The sequence below is a fragment of the Sphingomonas sp. ERG5 genome (genome assembly GCF_000803065.1).
Taxonomy (GTDB): domain Bacteria; phylum Pseudomonadota; class Alphaproteobacteria; order Sphingomonadales; family Sphingomonadaceae; genus Sphingomonas.
Genome location: NZ_JSXI01000074.1, coordinates 121,514 through 135,688, shown reverse-complemented (window position 1 = coordinate 135,688; position 14,175 = coordinate 121,514). Strand labels below are relative to the sequence as shown.

The 14,175-nt window shown below is 62.9% G+C and carries 21 protein-coding genes; 20 read left to right on the top strand and 1 reads right to left on the bottom strand.

Features of this window, described 5'->3' with window-relative positions; all coding sequences use genetic code 11:
- Positions 1-34: 34 nt before the first annotated feature.
- The 5 genes from OO12_RS23940 to OO12_RS23920 are packed head-to-tail and all read left to right on the top strand — an operon-like array spanning position 35 to position 3,195.
- On the top strand, positions 35-943 hold the full coding sequence (locus tag OO12_RS23940) for a class I fructose-bisphosphate aldolase (protein ID WP_034161328.1): 909 nt from the start codon (positions 35-37) through the stop codon (positions 941-943).
- Complete coding sequence (locus OO12_RS23935; RefSeq protein ID WP_235364994.1) at positions 940-1,362, top strand: putative quinol monooxygenase; 423 nt, start codon at positions 940-942, stop codon at positions 1,360-1,362. The genes OO12_RS23940 and OO12_RS23935 overlap by 4 nt, the downstream gene beginning before the upstream one ends.
- The gene (locus OO12_RS23930; RefSeq protein WP_034161267.1) at positions 1,359-2,033 is read left to right on the top strand and encodes an O-methyltransferase; all 675 of its coding nucleotides are present in this window, start codon (positions 1,359-1,361) and stop codon (positions 2,031-2,033) included. Before OO12_RS23935 ends, OO12_RS23930 begins: the two co-directional genes overlap by 4 nt.
- A complete protein-coding gene (gene thiE / locus OO12_RS23925) occupies positions 2,030-2,710 on the top strand; it encodes a thiamine phosphate synthase (protein ID WP_034161266.1) in 681 nt (226 codons plus the stop codon). The genes OO12_RS23930 and thiE overlap by 4 nt, the downstream gene beginning before the upstream one ends.
- Positions 2,707-3,195 (top strand): GFA family protein, encoded by a 489-nt coding sequence (locus OO12_RS23920; protein ID WP_034161265.1) that lies wholly within the window; start codon positions 2,707-2,709, stop codon positions 3,193-3,195. The genes thiE and OO12_RS23920 overlap by 4 nt, the downstream gene beginning before the upstream one ends.
- A gap of 1 nt (position 3,196) precedes the next feature.
- Here the strand turns inward: OO12_RS23920 and OO12_RS23915 are convergent, their stop codons facing one another.
- Complete coding sequence (locus OO12_RS23915; protein ID WP_235365000.1) at positions 3,197-3,685, bottom strand: DUF882 domain-containing protein; 489 nt, start codon at positions 3,683-3,685, stop codon at positions 3,197-3,199.
- 221 nt (positions 3,686-3,906) lie between these two features.
- Between OO12_RS23915 and OO12_RS23910 the strand changes: the two genes are divergently transcribed.
- The 15 genes from OO12_RS23910 (at position 3,907) to OO12_RS23855 (ending at position 14,132) form a co-directional block, all read left to right on the top strand.
- Positions 3,907-4,836 carry a L,D-transpeptidase family protein gene (locus tag OO12_RS23910; protein ID WP_443024598.1) on the top strand — a complete coding sequence of 310 codons (930 nt, stop codon included), beginning with the start codon at positions 3,907-3,909 and terminating at the stop codon, positions 4,834-4,836.
- A 5-nt stretch (positions 4,837-4,841) separates the two neighbouring features.
- Positions 4,842-5,444: a M23 family metallopeptidase gene (locus tag OO12_RS23905; RefSeq protein ID WP_034161263.1), complete on the top strand. Its 603-nt coding sequence runs from the start codon at positions 4,842-4,844 to the stop codon at positions 5,442-5,444.
- A gap of 38 nt (positions 5,445-5,482) precedes the next feature.
- Positions 5,483-6,046, top strand: a complete 564-nt coding sequence (gene efp / locus OO12_RS23900) for an elongation factor P (RefSeq protein ID WP_034161262.1) — start codon at positions 5,483-5,485, stop codon at positions 6,044-6,046.
- A gap of 111 nt (positions 6,047-6,157) precedes the next feature.
- Entirely contained in the window at positions 6,158-6,970 is an 813-nt protein-coding gene (locus OO12_RS23895) for an inositol monophosphatase family protein (RefSeq protein WP_034161261.1), read from the top strand.
- Between the two features lie 220 nt (positions 6,971-7,190).
- Positions 7,191-7,565, top strand: coding sequence for an NADH-quinone oxidoreductase subunit A (locus OO12_RS23890; RefSeq protein ID WP_034161260.1), 375 nt, complete (start codon positions 7,191-7,193; stop codon positions 7,563-7,565).
- Entirely contained in the window at positions 7,556-8,095 is a 540-nt protein-coding gene (locus OO12_RS23885; RefSeq protein ID WP_034161259.1) for a NuoB/complex I 20 kDa subunit family protein, read from the top strand. Before OO12_RS23890 ends, OO12_RS23885 begins: the two co-directional genes overlap by 10 nt.
- Positions 8,092-8,985 (top strand): NADH-quinone oxidoreductase subunit C, encoded by an 894-nt coding sequence (locus OO12_RS23880; RefSeq protein WP_082006767.1) that lies wholly within the window; start codon positions 8,092-8,094, stop codon positions 8,983-8,985. Before OO12_RS23885 ends, OO12_RS23880 begins: the two co-directional genes overlap by 4 nt.
- Before the next feature lie 150 nt (positions 8,986-9,135).
- Positions 9,136-10,338 (top strand): NADH-quinone oxidoreductase subunit D, encoded by a 1,203-nt coding sequence (locus OO12_RS23875; RefSeq protein ID WP_200887552.1) that lies wholly within the window; start codon positions 9,136-9,138, stop codon positions 10,336-10,338.
- Entirely contained in the window at positions 10,335-10,877 is a 543-nt protein-coding gene (locus tag OO12_RS28320; RefSeq protein ID WP_152616633.1) for a hypothetical protein, read from the top strand. Before OO12_RS23875 ends, OO12_RS28320 begins: the two co-directional genes overlap by 4 nt.
- The gene (locus tag OO12_RS28795; RefSeq protein WP_160296901.1) at positions 10,877-11,017 is read left to right on the top strand and encodes a hypothetical protein; all 141 of its coding nucleotides are present in this window, start codon (positions 10,877-10,879) and stop codon (positions 11,015-11,017) included. The genes OO12_RS28320 and OO12_RS28795 overlap by 1 nt, the downstream gene beginning before the upstream one ends.
- Before the next feature lie 29 nt (positions 11,018-11,046).
- Entirely contained in the window at positions 11,047-11,352 is a 306-nt protein-coding gene (locus OO12_RS23870; protein ID WP_152616637.1) for a nuclear transport factor 2 family protein, read from the top strand.
- Positions 11,352-12,020: a complex I 24 kDa subunit family protein gene (locus tag OO12_RS23865; RefSeq protein WP_034161256.1), complete on the top strand. Its 669-nt coding sequence runs from the start codon at positions 11,352-11,354 to the stop codon at positions 12,018-12,020. The genes OO12_RS23870 and OO12_RS23865 overlap by 1 nt, the downstream gene beginning before the upstream one ends.
- Positions 12,017-12,181: a hypothetical protein gene (locus OO12_RS28790; protein WP_160296900.1), complete on the top strand. Its 165-nt coding sequence runs from the start codon at positions 12,017-12,019 to the stop codon at positions 12,179-12,181. Before OO12_RS23865 ends, OO12_RS28790 begins: the two co-directional genes overlap by 4 nt.
- On the top strand, positions 12,181-13,485 hold the full coding sequence (gene nuoF / locus OO12_RS23860; RefSeq protein WP_034161255.1) for an NADH-quinone oxidoreductase subunit NuoF: 1,305 nt from the start codon (positions 12,181-12,183) through the stop codon (positions 13,483-13,485). Before OO12_RS28790 ends, nuoF begins: the two co-directional genes overlap by 1 nt.
- Complete coding sequence (locus OO12_RS23855; protein WP_034161254.1) at positions 13,482-14,132, top strand: hypothetical protein; 651 nt, start codon at positions 13,482-13,484, stop codon at positions 14,130-14,132. The genes nuoF and OO12_RS23855 overlap by 4 nt, the downstream gene beginning before the upstream one ends.
- Positions 14,133-14,175: the final 43 nt, after the last annotated feature.

The following is a 14,175-nucleotide window of genomic DNA, read 5'->3' as shown; positions in this document are numbered from 1 at the left end:
GCGCCAGCACATTCGTATCGCATAGGGGACAATGATGACGCCGATCGTGAAGGCCATTCTCGACAAGTACGAGTCGGACAATCCGGGCGTGAAAGCCAATCTCGCGCGCATCCTGATGCACGGCAAGCTCGGCGGCACCGGCAAGCTGATCATCCTGCCGGTCGATCAGGGCTTCGAACATGGCCCGGCGCGCAGCTTCTCGGTCAATCCGGCGGCTTATGACCCGCATTACCATTATCAGCTGGCGATCGACGCCGGCCTGTCGGCCTATGCCGCGCCGCTCGGTATGCTCGAAGCGGGGGCCGCCACTTTTGCCGGCCAGGTCCCGACGATCCTGAAGGTCAACAGCTCGAACAGCTGGGCGACCGGCGCCAACCAGGCGGTGACCGGCAGCGTCGAAGATGCGGTGCGGCTCGGTTGTTCGGCGATCGGCTTCACCATCTATCCCGGCTCGGACGACTTGTTCGAGATGATCGGCCAGATCCGCGAACTGTCGGCCGAAGCGAAATCGGTCGGCATCGCGACGGTCATCTGGTCCTATCCGCGCGGCGGTGCGCTGCCCAAGTCGGGCGAGCTGGCGCTCGATGTCGGCGCTTATGCCGCACATATGGCGGCGCTGCTTGGCGCGCATATCATCAAGGTGAAGCTGCCGAGCGACCATATCGAGCAGAAGGAAGCCAAGCCGATGTACGAGGGCACCGACTGGTCGAAACAGTCGGACCGCGTGGCCCATGTGGTGCAGTCGAGCTTCGCCGGCCGCCGGATCGTGGTCTTCTCGGGCGGCGCGGCCAAGGGTGCCGATGCGGTCTATCAGGATGCGCGCGACATTCGCGACGGTGGCGGCAACGGCTCGATCATCGGCCGCAACACGTTCCAGCGCGAACGTGGAGACGCGCTGGCGATGCTCGAAAAGCTGGTCCGCATCTACAAGGGCGAGGAGTGAGCGACGGCCTGATCGTCGGGCGGCGCGCCTTGCTGGGCGCCGCCGTGGCGATCACGGCGATGAGTGCGTCGTCACCGGTCATGGCCATGGAGGGGATTGTGGACGAAACCGCGAAGGGCGAGCGCTACGGCATGATCGCCCGAATATTGGCCACGCCTGGTCAGCGCGATGCGCTGGCAGCGTTGCTGGCTACCGGCTCCGACACGATGCCCGGTTGCCTGAGCTATGTCGTCGCCGAGGATCTCGCCAACCCGGATGCGCTCTGGGTGACCGAAGCATGGGAGAGCAAAGCCGCCCATGCCGCGTCGCTCTCTCTTCCCGCGGTGCGCGAGGCGATCACCAAAGCGCGGCCATTAATGGCTGGTTTCGAAAGCATTGCGGAGACGCGGCCGATCAGCGGCGCACCGGTCGGCTTGTGAGCGACCCCGCCTGGACCATTGTCGATGATTTCATCGCGGGGCATCTGCTCGGTGCGGACCCCGCACTGGATTCGACGCTTGCCGCCAATGACGCCGGCGGGTTGCCGCCGATCGACGTGTCGCCGACACAGGGAAAGATGCTGCATCTGCTTGCGCGCATGGCCGGCGCGGGCCGTATTCTCGAGATCGGTACGCTCGGGGGTTATTCCACCATCTGGCTGGCACGCGCACTGCCCGATAACGGGCGGCTGGTGACGCTGGAGCTCGAGCCACACCATGCCGATGTTGCGCGCGGCAACATCGCCAGGGCGGGGCTGGGCGACAAGGTCGATGTCCGGGTCGGCCCGGCCGTGGAGACGCTGGATGCCATGATCGCGGCGCGGGAAGCGCCGTTCGACTTCATCTTCATCGACGCCGACAAACCCGGCAATGTCGCCTATCTGAACGCGGCGATCGCGCTGGCGCGGCCGGGAACGACAATCATCGTCGACAATGTCGTGCGCGAAGGCGGTGTGCTCGATGCGGACAGCGACGACCCGCGTGTCCAGGGTACGCGCGCCCTTTTCGAAGCCGTCGCCGCCAACCCGCGGCTGAGCGCGACTGCGGTGCAGACCGTGGGGACGAAGAATTGGGACGGCTTTCTCCTCGCTATGCTAGGGGCGGCGGCATGACAGTTGATGACCCTCTCGGACCGCTCGATCCGAACTTTGCCGCACGCTTCACCCGCGATATTCGCCGGCCCGCCTGCCAGCTCTATCTCGTCTCGCCGCTCGATGTTGGCGGGACATTCCCTGACCGGCTCGCACGTGCGCTCGATGCAGGGCCCGTCGCGGCATTCCAGTTCCGCGTGAAAGACGTGGATCAGCATGAGGCCGCCCGACTGGGTGAGCCGCTCCGCGCGATCTGCGCCGCGCGCGATGTGGCGTTCATCGTCAATGACAGCATCTCGCTCGCCAGGCGGCTCGAGGCGGATGGCGTGCATCTCGGTCAGGAAGACGGTGATCCCCGCGAGGCGCGCTCGGTGCTTGGCCCCAATGCACAGATCGGCGTGACCTGCCACGACAGTCGTCATCTGGCGATGGAAGCCGGGGAGGCGGGCGCCGATTATGTCGCGTTCGGCGCCTTTTATCCGACCACGACCAAGACCGTGAGCCATGTGCCCGAGCCGGTGATCCTCAGCTGGTGGTCGACCGTGTTCGAGGTACCCTGTGTCGCGATCGGTGGAATCACGCCTGCCAATGCCGCGCCGCTGGTCGCTGCCGGTGCGGATTTCCTCGCCGTGTCGCACGCCGTGTGGGGCGGGGACGAAGCGGCGGCGATCAAGGCGTTCGAAGCGGTGCTGGGATGAGCGAGACATTCGACGGCGGCTGCGAATGCGGCGCGGTGCGCTATCGCATGATGGGCGAGCCGATCATGACCAATTGCTGCCACTGCCGCGACTGTCAGCGCATCAGCGGCTCGGCCTTTGCGCTCAACGTCATGATCGAAACCAACCGGATCGAGATGCTGAAGGGCGAGCCGGTCATGCGGACTCTGGAGCGCGGAGAAGCGGGCGACACGCATGCATGGCGCTGCGCCGTGTGCGACAGCTTGCTATATGCCGATCATCCCCTGTTCGGCGACAAAGCGGTTTTCGTTCGCGCCGGGACGCTCGACGAGGGCGAGCGCCTACCGCCCGACGCGCATTTTTTTACCCGGTCGAAGCATCCCTGGGTGACGATCCCGGAGGGCGTGGGTCAGTTCCCGACCTTGCCGGAAAATGGTGTCGGGGTCGATCTCGGTGAGGAGCGGCTGGCACGGCTGGCGGCGACGTTCGTGGGACCGCCGCGATAAATTACCAGTGGCGCACGCGCCCGGTATCCACATGGACGAAGCCGTCACGCGGATAATAGCCGACACCACCGCCGCCGAGCGCCAGCGCCGCACCGCGCAGCCGCTCGAGCGACACGCCGGGAATCATGATGTCGGTCGCTTTGCCGAGCATGTGCTGGCTCATGCTTGCCACACCGGTATGTTCGCCGCCCCGGGCGCGAAGCGCGGCGTTGGTTTCGGGCGAACGATAGCCCGAGATCAGATCGATCTTGCAGGATCCCGTCACGTCGAGCTTCTCGCGTAGCTGTACCAGCAGCGAAAGCAGCCGGGGATCCATTTCCATGATCTGGCCGGTGCGCCAGTCGCGCAGGCCATGATTCAGCTCGGCCAGCCCATCGGCCACCAGGCGGCCATTGCGCACGAACACGGCATCGACGCTCTCATTGGTATGGACATTGCGAATCGCCAGCCGCCACTCTTCGCTCGCGGCGAGCGCGGGGAAGGGCAGCATCAGGGCCGCGCTGCCGGCAATCGCCCCGCCGATCAGCGCGCGGCGTGAGAGGATAGGCGTAACGGGATGTTCCAGGTCGGAAACATGCCCCCCAATCATCGTTGTCTCCATGAAGTCAGATGTAGGAGATTGAAACGATGAGGAAAATCGCGATCGCAGCAACTTGTCTGGCAATAGTCTCCATTGGTCCCGTTGCTGCGGCGCGGCAGGGAACAAAAGTCGTGGTGAAGCCAACGCTCGATCGCTCGATCCTGCATGCTCAGGTCATTCTCGACCATCTTGGCTTTTCGCCCGGCGTGCTTGACGGTCGGGCGGGCAAGTCGCTCGCCGCCGCGCTGAAGGGATTTCAGGAATCGCGCAACCTGAAGGAGACCGGTCAACTCGATCGCGCGACGATTCGCGCTCTCCACCCGTTCCGTGAGCTGCGCCCAACCAAAAATCTGTCACTTCAGCCGGAAACGCTGGATGGTCCCTTCACTGATCCCTTGCCGACCGATCCGGCTGAGCAGGCCAAATTGCCTGCGCTGGGTTATCGCTCGGCGCTCGAGAAATTGAGCGAGATGTTCCACACCACACCCGAAGTGCTGGTCGAACTCAACGGGCCAGCCCTCAACCTTACGCCCGGATCGGCGATCATTGTGCCAAATGCCTTGCCGGTATCGCGCGACTATGATCCCAAGCTGTCGGCCGATTGGCGCAAGACGCTGGCTGATCTGAATGTCGACGCCAATCAGCCACAGGGTGTGAAGGTGGTGGTCGATAAATCCGACGAAGTGCTGCGCGTGCTCGATAAGGACGGCAAACTGGTCGCGCAGTTCATGGCGACGATGGGCAGCAGCAACGACCCGCTGCCGATCGGCAAATGGACGATCAAGGGCGCATCGTACAATCCACCCTTCCATTATAATCCGAAGCTGTTCTGGGATGCCGACAGCAGCGACAAGGCGGCGAAATTGCCACCCGGGCCGAATGGTCCGGTCGGCGTGATCTGGCTCGATTTGTCGAAACCGCATTATGGGATCCATGGCACGCCCGAGCCGGGCACGATCGGCCGAGCGGAAAGCCATGGCTGCATTCGCCTGACCAATTGGGACGCGGCGCGGCTGTCGCTGATGATCAAGCCCGGCACGCCGGCGGTGTTCCAGCCCTGAGCAGCTTGCGTAAATTGGGCTCTGGCCTGCTGATCGCGTTTTGCGTTGTGGTCGGCCTGTGGGTGGCGGTGCTGGTTGTCCTTCCCGATGCGCCACCGGCCGCCGCGCCGCCGTCTGTGATGCCGGAAGCAACCAGGCCGGTCGTCGTGACCGGCACGACGCAAGCGGTGCTCGCCATACCGGTCGCGGGCGTACCGCGCGAGCAGTTGCGCGACAATTGGGGCGACCCGCGCGACAACGGCCAACGCGCGCATCACGGTACCGACATCGCAGCGCCGGCCAACACGCCGGTGCTCGCCGCCGCGTCCGGTGCGGTCGAGAAACTATGGACCAGTGCAGCGGGCGGCACGACGGTCTATGTGCGTTCGCCGGGGCGCGGCTGGATCTATTATTATGCCCATCTCTCGGGATACGCGCCGGGCCTGCATGAAGGGCAGGGGGTTAAAACCGGCGATCCGCTCGGCTTCGTCGGCGATACCGGCAATGCCGGCGCGGGCAATTATCACCTGCATTTCGGCCTGACCCGCACGACGCCCGAACAGCATTGGTATGAAGGCCAGGATGTCGATCCTTACCCATACCTTGCCGGAAAGCCCGCCTCCCGCTAAAGGCCGCCCCTTCGCTCTTTCCAGCTTGCAGGTTTCCCATGAAGATCAACGCGGTCGAGATTCGTCCCGGCAATATCCTCGAATTCGAAGGCGGCATCTGGAAGACCGTCAAGATCCAGCATACCCAGCCGGGCAAGGGCGGGGCCTATATGCAGGTCGAGATGAAAAACCTGATCGACGGCCGCAAGAACAATGTCCGTTTCCGCTCCGCCGAAAGCGTCGAGCGAGTCCGGCTCGACACGGTCGATTTCCAGTTCCTGTTCCGCGAAGGCAATACGCTGACCTTCATGGACAAGAATAATTACGAGCAGATCACGCTCGACGCCGACATCCTCGGCGATGCCGCGGCCTTCCTGCAGGACGGCATGGATGTGGTGATGGAATTGTGGGAAGAGCGTCCGATCTCGGTGCAGCTGCCCGACACGATTGAAGCGCTGATCGTCGAGGCCGATGCGGTGGTGAAGGGTCAGACGGCATCGTCGTCCTATAAGCCCGCGATCCTCGAAAACGGCGTTCGCGTGATGGTCCCGCCGCATATCGGTGCCGGCACGCGCATTGTGGTCGATGTGTACGAACAGACTTATGTGAGGCGGGCGGACTAAACCCCCCGCCCGTTTGCGGGAAGGGTCGGGGAGGGGCTGCCTTTCCCCAACCGCTCGTATTGATATGTCCTCCCCCGACCCCTCCCGCACGCGGGAGGGGAGGAGAATGAAATGGTTTCCCACTCCGGCCTGATGACTGTCATGGATCGCGCCGCGCGCAAGGCGGGGCCGCGGCTGCGTCGTGACTTCAACGAGGTTCAGCAGCTTCAGGTCAGCCGCAAGGGCCCGGCCGACTTCGTGACCATGGCCGACCAGCGCGCCGAACAGACCCTGTTCGAGGAATTGTCGCGCAGTCGTCCCGACTGGGGTTTCCTGATGGAGGAGCGCGGTGAAGTCGCCGGCGATCCCAATAAGCCGCGCTTCATCGTCGATCCGCTCGATGGCACGTCGAACTTCCTTCACGGCATCCCGCATTTCGCGATTTCGATCGCGGTCGAGGAGCCTTTGCCCAACGGCAAGCGCGAGATCACCAGCGCCCTGATCTATCAGCCGCTGACCGACGAGGCCTTCTGGGCTGAAAAGGGCCGCGGCGCCTGGGTGCAGTCGGAACGGCTGCGCGTCTCGGCACGCCGCGATCTTGCCGACTCGCTGATCGCGACCGGCATTCCCTTCATGGGGCATGGCAATTTCGCCGAATGGAGCCGAATCTTCGGGGCGATCGCGCCCGAAGTGGCCGGTATTCGCCGCTTCGGTGCCGCCTCGCTTGACCTTGCCTGGGTCGCGGCGGGCCGGTTCGACGGCTTCTGGGAATCGAACCTGCAATATTGGGACGTCGCGGCCGGCATGTTGCTGATCAAGGAAGCCGGCGGGTTCGTCAGCGACTTCCGTGGCGGCGACCGCATGGTCGAACGCCGCGAATTTCTCGCCGCCAATGACGTGTTGCAATCGAAGCTGCACAAGCTGCTCGCCAACGCATTGCGCTAAATCCTTCTCCCCATGGGAGAAGCTGGCGCGGGACGCCGGAAAGGCGTGGCCGGTTGATCGCCGGTGCCCTTCCCGGATGATCACGCTGGACGCATAACCGCTCGCATTCTCGTTCGCTTGAACTGGCCTTTTTGCGAGTGATTCTCACCGGCCCAAAGCCTTGCCCGCCCCGGGTCATGGGCCTAAAGCCGCCCCATCACTTCGCAGCTGCGAGAGAACCTTGGTCGACCTGTCACAATATCTCCCGATCCTGCTGTTCCTGGGCGTCGCTATCGTCCTGTCCAGCGCGTTCGTGTTCCTGCCGATGATCGCATCGCGCTTCACTGGGTCGCACAAGCCGACCGCGGAGAAGCTGACCGAATATGAATGCGGCTTCCCCGCGTTCGAGGATTCGCGCAGCCAGTTCGACGTGCGCTTCTATCTCGTCGCCATCCTGTTCATCATCTTCGATCTCGAAGCCGCCTTCCTCTACCCCTGGGCGGTGAGCGTGTTCAGCCTTGGCTGGACGGCGTGGATCTCGATGATGATCTTCATCGCGGAGCTTGCGCTCGGCCTTGTCTATGCCTGGAAGAAGGGAGCGCTGGAATGGGAGTAGAACTCACCACGCCGCCGCCCGCCGGTACGCTGCCGGACGTGTCGTTCCTCAACGACATTAATGGCGAGTTGAACGACAAGGGTTTCCTGGTCACCTCGACCGAGGATCTGTTCCAATGGGCGCGCACCGGGTCGCTGTGGTGGATGACTTTCGGGCTCGCCTGCTGCGCGGTCGAGATGATCCATGTGAACATGCCGCGCTACGATCTCGAGCGTTTCGGCGCCGCGCCGCGCGCATCCCCGCGTCAATCCGATGTGATGATCGTGGCGGGCACGCTGTGCAACAAGATGGCGCCGGCGCTGCGCAAGGTCTATGACCAGATGTCGGAGCCGAAATACGTCATCTCGATGGGCTCCTGCGCCAATGGCGGCGGCTATTATCATTATAGCTACAGCGTCGTGCGCGGCTGCGACCGGATCGTGCCGGTCGACATCTATGTCCCGGGTTGCCCGCCGACCGCCGAAGCATTGCTCTATGGCATCATGCAGTTGCAGCGGAAGATCCGCCGTTCCGGAACCATCGAACGGTGAGGGCGCCCGCACCGGCTTACGCCGCGAATGACGGCGTTATCGACTCCGCGGGCGCGGCGCTTGGCGCTGCCCTGTTGTCGTCGCTCGACGCGGTGGGAGAGGTCGCGCTGACCGTCGATCGCGAGAGTCTCGTCGCGACGATGACCACGCTGCGCGACACGCCCGGCCTGGAATATCAGCAGCTGATGGAAATCGCCGGGGTCGACTATCCCGAGCGTGAAGACCGTTTCGAAGTGGTCTATTGCCTGCTCTCGCTGACCCGCAATCACCGCATTCGCGTGCATGTGCGGACCGACGAGGAAAAGCCGGTGCCGTCAGTGACGGGGATCTGGCCGGTCGCCGGCTGGCTCGAGCGCGAAGTGTACGACATGTATGGCGTGCTGTTCGAGGGTAATCCCGACCTGCGCCGCATTCTGACCGATTACGGCTTTCGCGGTCATCCGCAGCGCAAGGACTTCCCGCTCTCCGGGTTCGTCGAGCTGCGTTACTCCGAGGAAGCGAAGCGGGTGGTGTATGAGCCGGTCAAGCTGGCGCAGGACTTCCGCACCTTCGACTTCACCTCGCCATGGGAGGGCGCGGAATATGTCCTTCCCGGTGACGAAAAGGCTGCCCTGCCTGAAGCCAAGGGTGCGCCGACACCTTTGAAGGCGGACGAGATCGTCAAGGCCGATGCGGCGAAGAGCGAGGCCAAGGCGCCGCCGCCGGCACCCAAGGCAACCGAGACTCCGGCGCAGACCGGCGCCGGCAAGGCCGAGCCCGACGCGACGCCCAAGCCCGCCGATCCCGATGTGGTGAAGGCGCCGCGCAAGTCGCGCGCCAAGCCCGCAGCGTCCGGTGATGCGCCGGTCGCCAAGCCGCGCGCGCCGCGCAAGCCCAAGGCGGACACGTGATGCACTCAACCATCCTCCCCGTCATTCCCGCTAACGCGGGAATCCCGCTTCTTCTTCTGTCGCCGCTGACCAAAAGCGGGATCCCCGCGTTCGCGGGAATGACGGGGGAGGTGAGCCGTGGCTGATTATCTCGACGAGATCGAACACCGCATGGATGCCGCCGATCCGACCCTTGGTGACGTGGAAATCCAGAACTACACGATCAATTTCGGCCCGCAGCATCCCGCCGCGCACGGCGTGCTGCGCCTGGTGATGGAGCTTGACGGCGAGATCGTCGAGCGCGTCGACCCGCATATCGGTCTGCTCCATCGCGGCACCGAAAAGCTGATCGAATACAAGACCTATACCCAGGCGCTGCCTTATTTCGACCGGCTCGATTATTGCTCGCCCTTGTGCATGGAGCACAGCTTCGTGCTGGCGATCGAGAAATTGCTCGATCTCGAAGTGCCGATCCGTGCGCAATATCTCCGCGTCTTCTTCGCTGAACTGACGCGCATTTCGAACCATATGCTCAACCTTGGCAGCCATGTCATGGACGTTGGCGCGATGACGCCGAACCTGTGGCTGTTCGAAATCCGCGAAGACTGCATGAACTTCTTCGAGCGTGTCTCGGGCGCGCGCATGCATTCGGCCTATTTCCGGCCCGGCGGCGTGCATCAGGATACGCCGCTCAAGCTGCTGACCGACATTGCCGACTGGCTCGATACGCGCTTGCCGCGTCTGTTCGAAGACGCGATCAGCCTGGTCGCCGACAACCGCATCTTCAAGCAGCGCAATGTCGACATCGCCACGGTCAGCCGTGACGATGCGGTGAAATGGGGTTTCTCCGGCCCGATGATCCGCGGTTCGGGCATTCCCTGGGATCTGCGCAAGTCGCAGCCATATGATGTGTACGCGAAGATGAACTTCGACGTGCCGGTCGGCACGCGCGGCGATTGCTATGACCGCTTCATGGTGCGCGTCGAGGAAGTGCGTCAGTCGGCACGGATCATGAGGCAGTGCCTGAACGAGATGCCCGACGGGCCGATCGCGTCGCTTGACCGCAAGGTCGTGCCGCCCAAGCGCGCCGAGATGAAGCGCTCGATGGAAGCGCTGATCCATCACTTCAAGCTGTATACCGAGGGCTTCCATGTGCCGGCGGGCGACGTCTATGTCGCGACCGAAAGCCCCAAGGGCGAATTCGGCGTGTATCTCGTCGCGGACGGCAGCAACAAGCCATATCGCTGCAAGATCCGCCCGACCGCGTTCAGCCATCTCCAGGCGATGGATTTCATGGCCAAGGGACATATGCTCGCTGATACGACTGCCATTCTCGGCGCGATGGATATCGTGTTCGGGGAGTGCGACCGGTGATGCTGGCGGCGTTGGTTTTGATGGCGACTGCTGTCACTGAGCCACAAAGCGGCAGACCAGGCGCGGGGCTTGTTGTCGATGTCTCTGAGGCTGGTGCGCCATCAATACGGGTTTGGCCAGACAGCGATCCTGACTTCAAGCAGCCTGACCCTGAAGACAGTGCGGTTTTCGAGAAAGTTGGGAAGGCGATTGATTCAGGCGCAGATTCGTTGCCGAGTGGCGTTTTTCCAGTCAAGATGTATCTGACATCCTATTCTCTGGGAAAAAGTGGATACGGCAAATACGAAACCAAAAGCGCCGTATTCTCGGATATATCCAGGAGCTATAAGGGGTGTAGTTACCAAAGTTCTACTGTTCTTCCCGGTGATAAATCGACCCCAGAGCGCACCATTTTTGCCTCTGTGTATAAATGTAGTGGGCGGCCGTCGGGAGGCGATTATGGTTTTTTGGCGATTACTATCGTCGATCATAAGGTGACTGGTATTTTTGCTCTTCCAGACAGGCCTTTCTGGGTCCAGATGAGTGGTGGATCCAAATAATGGCTAAAGCACCCAAAATCCCCGACGAATCTGAGGCCTGCGCGTGCCAGGGCGCGTTCGCTTGGGCCGATGAGAAGCGGGAAAAGGCGACGGCCATTCTCGGCGTGACGGATGTCGTGTTCGGGGAGTGCGACCGGTGAGCGCGGCGAGACTCGAAGTCGCGCATCGCATGATCGCACTGTACAACGCGCAGGATGCCGATGGTTATGTCGCGCTGATGACTGATGCTGCCTGCGAAGCGACCTATCGCGGCGCGGTGCTGCGGGACGGCAAGGAGAACGTCCGGAGCGGCCTCAAAGCAATGTTCGCGCAATTCCCCGAGAATCGCGCCAATATCGTGTCTTCCTATGTTTTGGGTGAGGCGGTCGTGCTGCACGAGACGGTGTCGCGCGCGCCCGACGGCGAGCAGTTCGAGGTCATGTCCATCTATTCCTTCAGCGACGACAAGGTCGATCGCGTGGAGTTCATTCGATAATGGCTGAAGCACCCAAAATCCCCGACGAAGCCGAGACCCGTGCGCGCTGGGGTGCGTTCGCGTGGACCGACGAGAATCAGACAAAGGCGAACGAAATCCTCGGTCGCTATCCCAAGGGGCGCGAGCAATCGGCGTCGCTGCCGCTGCTCGACCTCGCCCAGCGTCAGGTCGGTGCGGAGACGCAGACCCAGGGCTGGCTGCCCGTCCCGGTGATCGAATTCGTCGCGCGTGTGATCGGCGTGCCGTACATGCGTGTCTATGAGGTCGCGACCTTCTACACCATGTTCAACATGGCGCCGGTCGGCCGCTATCATGTCCAGGTCTGCGGCACGACGCCGTGCATGCTCGCCGGATCGGACGATGTCCTGTCGGCGTGCAAGAATCACGGCCTGATCAAGGGCAAGACCACGCCGGACGGCCTGTTCACCCTGACTGAGGTCGAATGTCTCGGCACCTGCGCCAATGCGCCGATGGTGCAGATCAACGACGATAATTACGAAGATCTCGATTACGACCGCACCACGGCGATCCTCGATGCATTGGCGGCTGGCAAGACGCCGCCGCCGGGATCGACCACCGGACGCAAGAGCAGCGAACCCGCTGGCGGACCGACCACGCTCAAAGAGATGGTCGATGGAAACCACGATTATCGGGGGGAATGGGCATGAACAAGAACACCGTCATCACCATCCTCGCGATCATCGGCGGCATCGTCGTGCTCGGCTGGGCACTGAAGTTGACGTTCAAGCTGCTTGGCCTGTTGATCGTGATCGGCATCGGCCTCGCCATCTATTTCGCGGTGCAAGGCGCGACGGGGAAGGGCAAGTAATGCTCGCCGACAAGGATCGTATCTTCACCAACGTCTACGGTTTCCAGCCGTGGAACCTGGCGGCCGCGCAAAAACGTGGCGACTGGGACAAGACCAAGGCGCTGATGGCAATCGGCCAGGACGAGATCATCGACAAGGTGAAGGCGTCGGGCCTGCGCGGACGTGGCGGTGCGGGCTTCCCGACCGGCATGAAGTGGAGCTTCATGCCCAAGGAACCCAAGCCCGACCGGCCCAATTTTCTGGTCATCAACGCCGATGAATCCGAACCCGGGTCGTGCAAGGACCGCGAAATCATCCGTCACGATCCGCACAAGCTGATCGAAGGCGCATTGATCGCCGGTTATGCGATGCGCGCGCGTGCCGCGTACATCTACATTCGCGGTGAATATATCCGTGAGGCGGAGACGCTCTTCGCGGCGGTCGCCGAGGCTTATGACAAAGGCTTTCTTGGCAAGAACGCCTGCGGTTCGGGCTATGATTTCGACGTCTTCGTCCATCGCGGCGCCGGCGCATATATCTGCGGCGAAGAAACCGCGATGCTCGAAAGCCTGGAAGGCAAGAAGGGCCAGCCGCGCCTCAAGCCGCCATTCCCGGCCGGCGCCGGCCTGTATGGCTGCCCGACCACGGTCAACAATGTCGAATCCATCGCCGTCGTGCCGACGATCCTGCGCCGTGGGCCGGAATGGTTCGCCAGCTTCGGGCGCGAGAAGAATGAAGGCACCAAGCTCTTCCAGATCAGCGGCCATGTGAACAAGCCGTGCGTCGTCGAAGAAGCGATGAGCATTTCGTTCCGCGAACTGATCGAAGTCCATTGCGGCGGCATTCGCGGCGGCTGGGACAATCTGCTTGCGGTGATTCCCGGCGGCTCGTCGGTGCCGCTGGTGCCGGCGGCGGAGATCATGGACGCGCCGATGGATTTCGACGGGCTCAAGGCGCTCGGCTCGGGTCTCGGCACTGCGGCGGTGATTGTCATGGACAAGTCGACCGACATTGTCCGCGCGATCAGCCGTCTGAGCTATTTCTATAAGCATGAGAGCTGCGGCCAGTGTACGCCGTGCCGCGAAGGCACTGGCTGGATGTGGCGCGTGATGGAGCGGATGCGCACCGGAGACGCCGATATATCGGAGATCGATACGCTCTATCAGGTGACCAAGCAGGTCGAAGGCCATACCATCTGCGCGCTCGGCGATGCAGCGGCCTGGCCGATCCAGGGCCTGATCAAGCATTTCCGCCCCGAGATGGAGCGGCGGATCATCGAGAAGCAGGGTGGCGGAGCGGCGTCGATGATGGAGGCGGCTGAGTGAAGAAATTCGCTATTCTGTCGACGGTCATGCTGCTTGGGGCGGCGCTTCCTGTGCACGCGCAGCGACAGGCTCCCCTGCAGCCAACCGAAGACCCGCGCCCGATGCAGGCACTTGACCCTATCGAAGGCCCTGCACCCGTCGAGGCGCGGCAAACCGTGGCGCGCTATGGCGCGTGTGTCGCCGACCATAGCCCGGAAAAGGCGCGCGCCGTTTTGCTGCTGGACTTCCATTCAGGGCAGTACCGTACCGGTCTGCGGGCACTATCGGATAATAATCGAGGCTGCTTTGGGCGGCGCGGCAAGATGCGTTCCGACCCGGTGCTGTTCGCCGGAGCGATCGCCGAACGGCTGCTTGAGCGTGGCGATGGCGTTCTGAAGGCACGTCTGGCGCGGGCCGCTGCCGGCGCTGCGCCGGCGACGTTCGGTCCAAGCGACGCGCTTGCGCAATGCGTGGTGCGTTCAGTGCCCGATGATGTCGATGCGCTCTTGGCCGCCGAAGTTGCCACAGATGCAGAAGCAAATGCGTTGCGCGCGCTTGATCTCGTGGCGAAGCAATGCGGGCAGGGGCGTCAGGTGGATATCAGTGCCGGTGGCATGCGGGCAATCCTTGCGGCCTCCGCCTTCCGTAATGTGGAGGCGCTGAAGTGAAGAGCGCACCGTCCACTCGTTCCGACATTGCATTGGCCAAGGG

What these genes read in the sequence shown, in the direction of transcription:
- OO12_RS23940 (WP_034161328.1), top strand. Translation starts at nt 35, where the DNA reads ATGACGCCGATCGTGAAGGCCATTCTCGACAAGTACGAGTCGGACAAT.
- thiE (WP_034161266.1), top strand. Translation starts at nt 2,030, where the DNA reads ATGACAGTTGATGACCCTCTCGGACCGCTCGATCCGAACTTTGCCGCA.
- OO12_RS23920 (WP_034161265.1), top strand. Translation starts at nt 2,707, where the DNA reads ATGAGCGAGACATTCGACGGCGGCTGCGAATGCGGCGCGGTGCGCTAT.
- OO12_RS23915 (WP_235365000.1), bottom strand. Translation starts at nt 3,685, where the DNA reads ATGCTGCCCTTCCCCGCGCTCGCCGCGAGCGAAGAGTGGCGGCTGGCG.
- efp (WP_034161262.1), top strand. Translation starts at nt 5,483, where the DNA reads ATGAAGATCAACGCGGTCGAGATTCGTCCCGGCAATATCCTCGAATTC.
- OO12_RS23895 (WP_034161261.1), top strand. Translation starts at nt 6,158, where the DNA reads ATGGTTTCCCACTCCGGCCTGATGACTGTCATGGATCGCGCCGCGCGC.
- OO12_RS23885 (WP_034161259.1), top strand. Translation starts at nt 7,556, where the DNA reads ATGGGAGTAGAACTCACCACGCCGCCGCCCGCCGGTACGCTGCCGGAC.
- OO12_RS23875 (WP_200887552.1), top strand. Translation starts at nt 9,136, where the DNA reads ATGGATGCCGCCGATCCGACCCTTGGTGACGTGGAAATCCAGAACTAC.
- OO12_RS28795 (WP_160296901.1), top strand. Translation starts at nt 10,877, where the DNA reads ATGGCTAAAGCACCCAAAATCCCCGACGAATCTGAGGCCTGCGCGTGC.
- OO12_RS23870 (WP_152616637.1), top strand. Translation starts at nt 11,047, where the DNA reads ATGATCGCACTGTACAACGCGCAGGATGCCGATGGTTATGTCGCGCTG.
- OO12_RS23865 (WP_034161256.1), top strand. Translation starts at nt 11,352, where the DNA reads ATGGCTGAAGCACCCAAAATCCCCGACGAAGCCGAGACCCGTGCGCGC.
- OO12_RS28790 (WP_160296900.1), top strand. Translation starts at nt 12,017, where the DNA reads ATGAACAAGAACACCGTCATCACCATCCTCGCGATCATCGGCGGCATC.
- nuoF (WP_034161255.1), top strand. Translation starts at nt 12,181, where the DNA reads ATGCTCGCCGACAAGGATCGTATCTTCACCAACGTCTACGGTTTCCAG.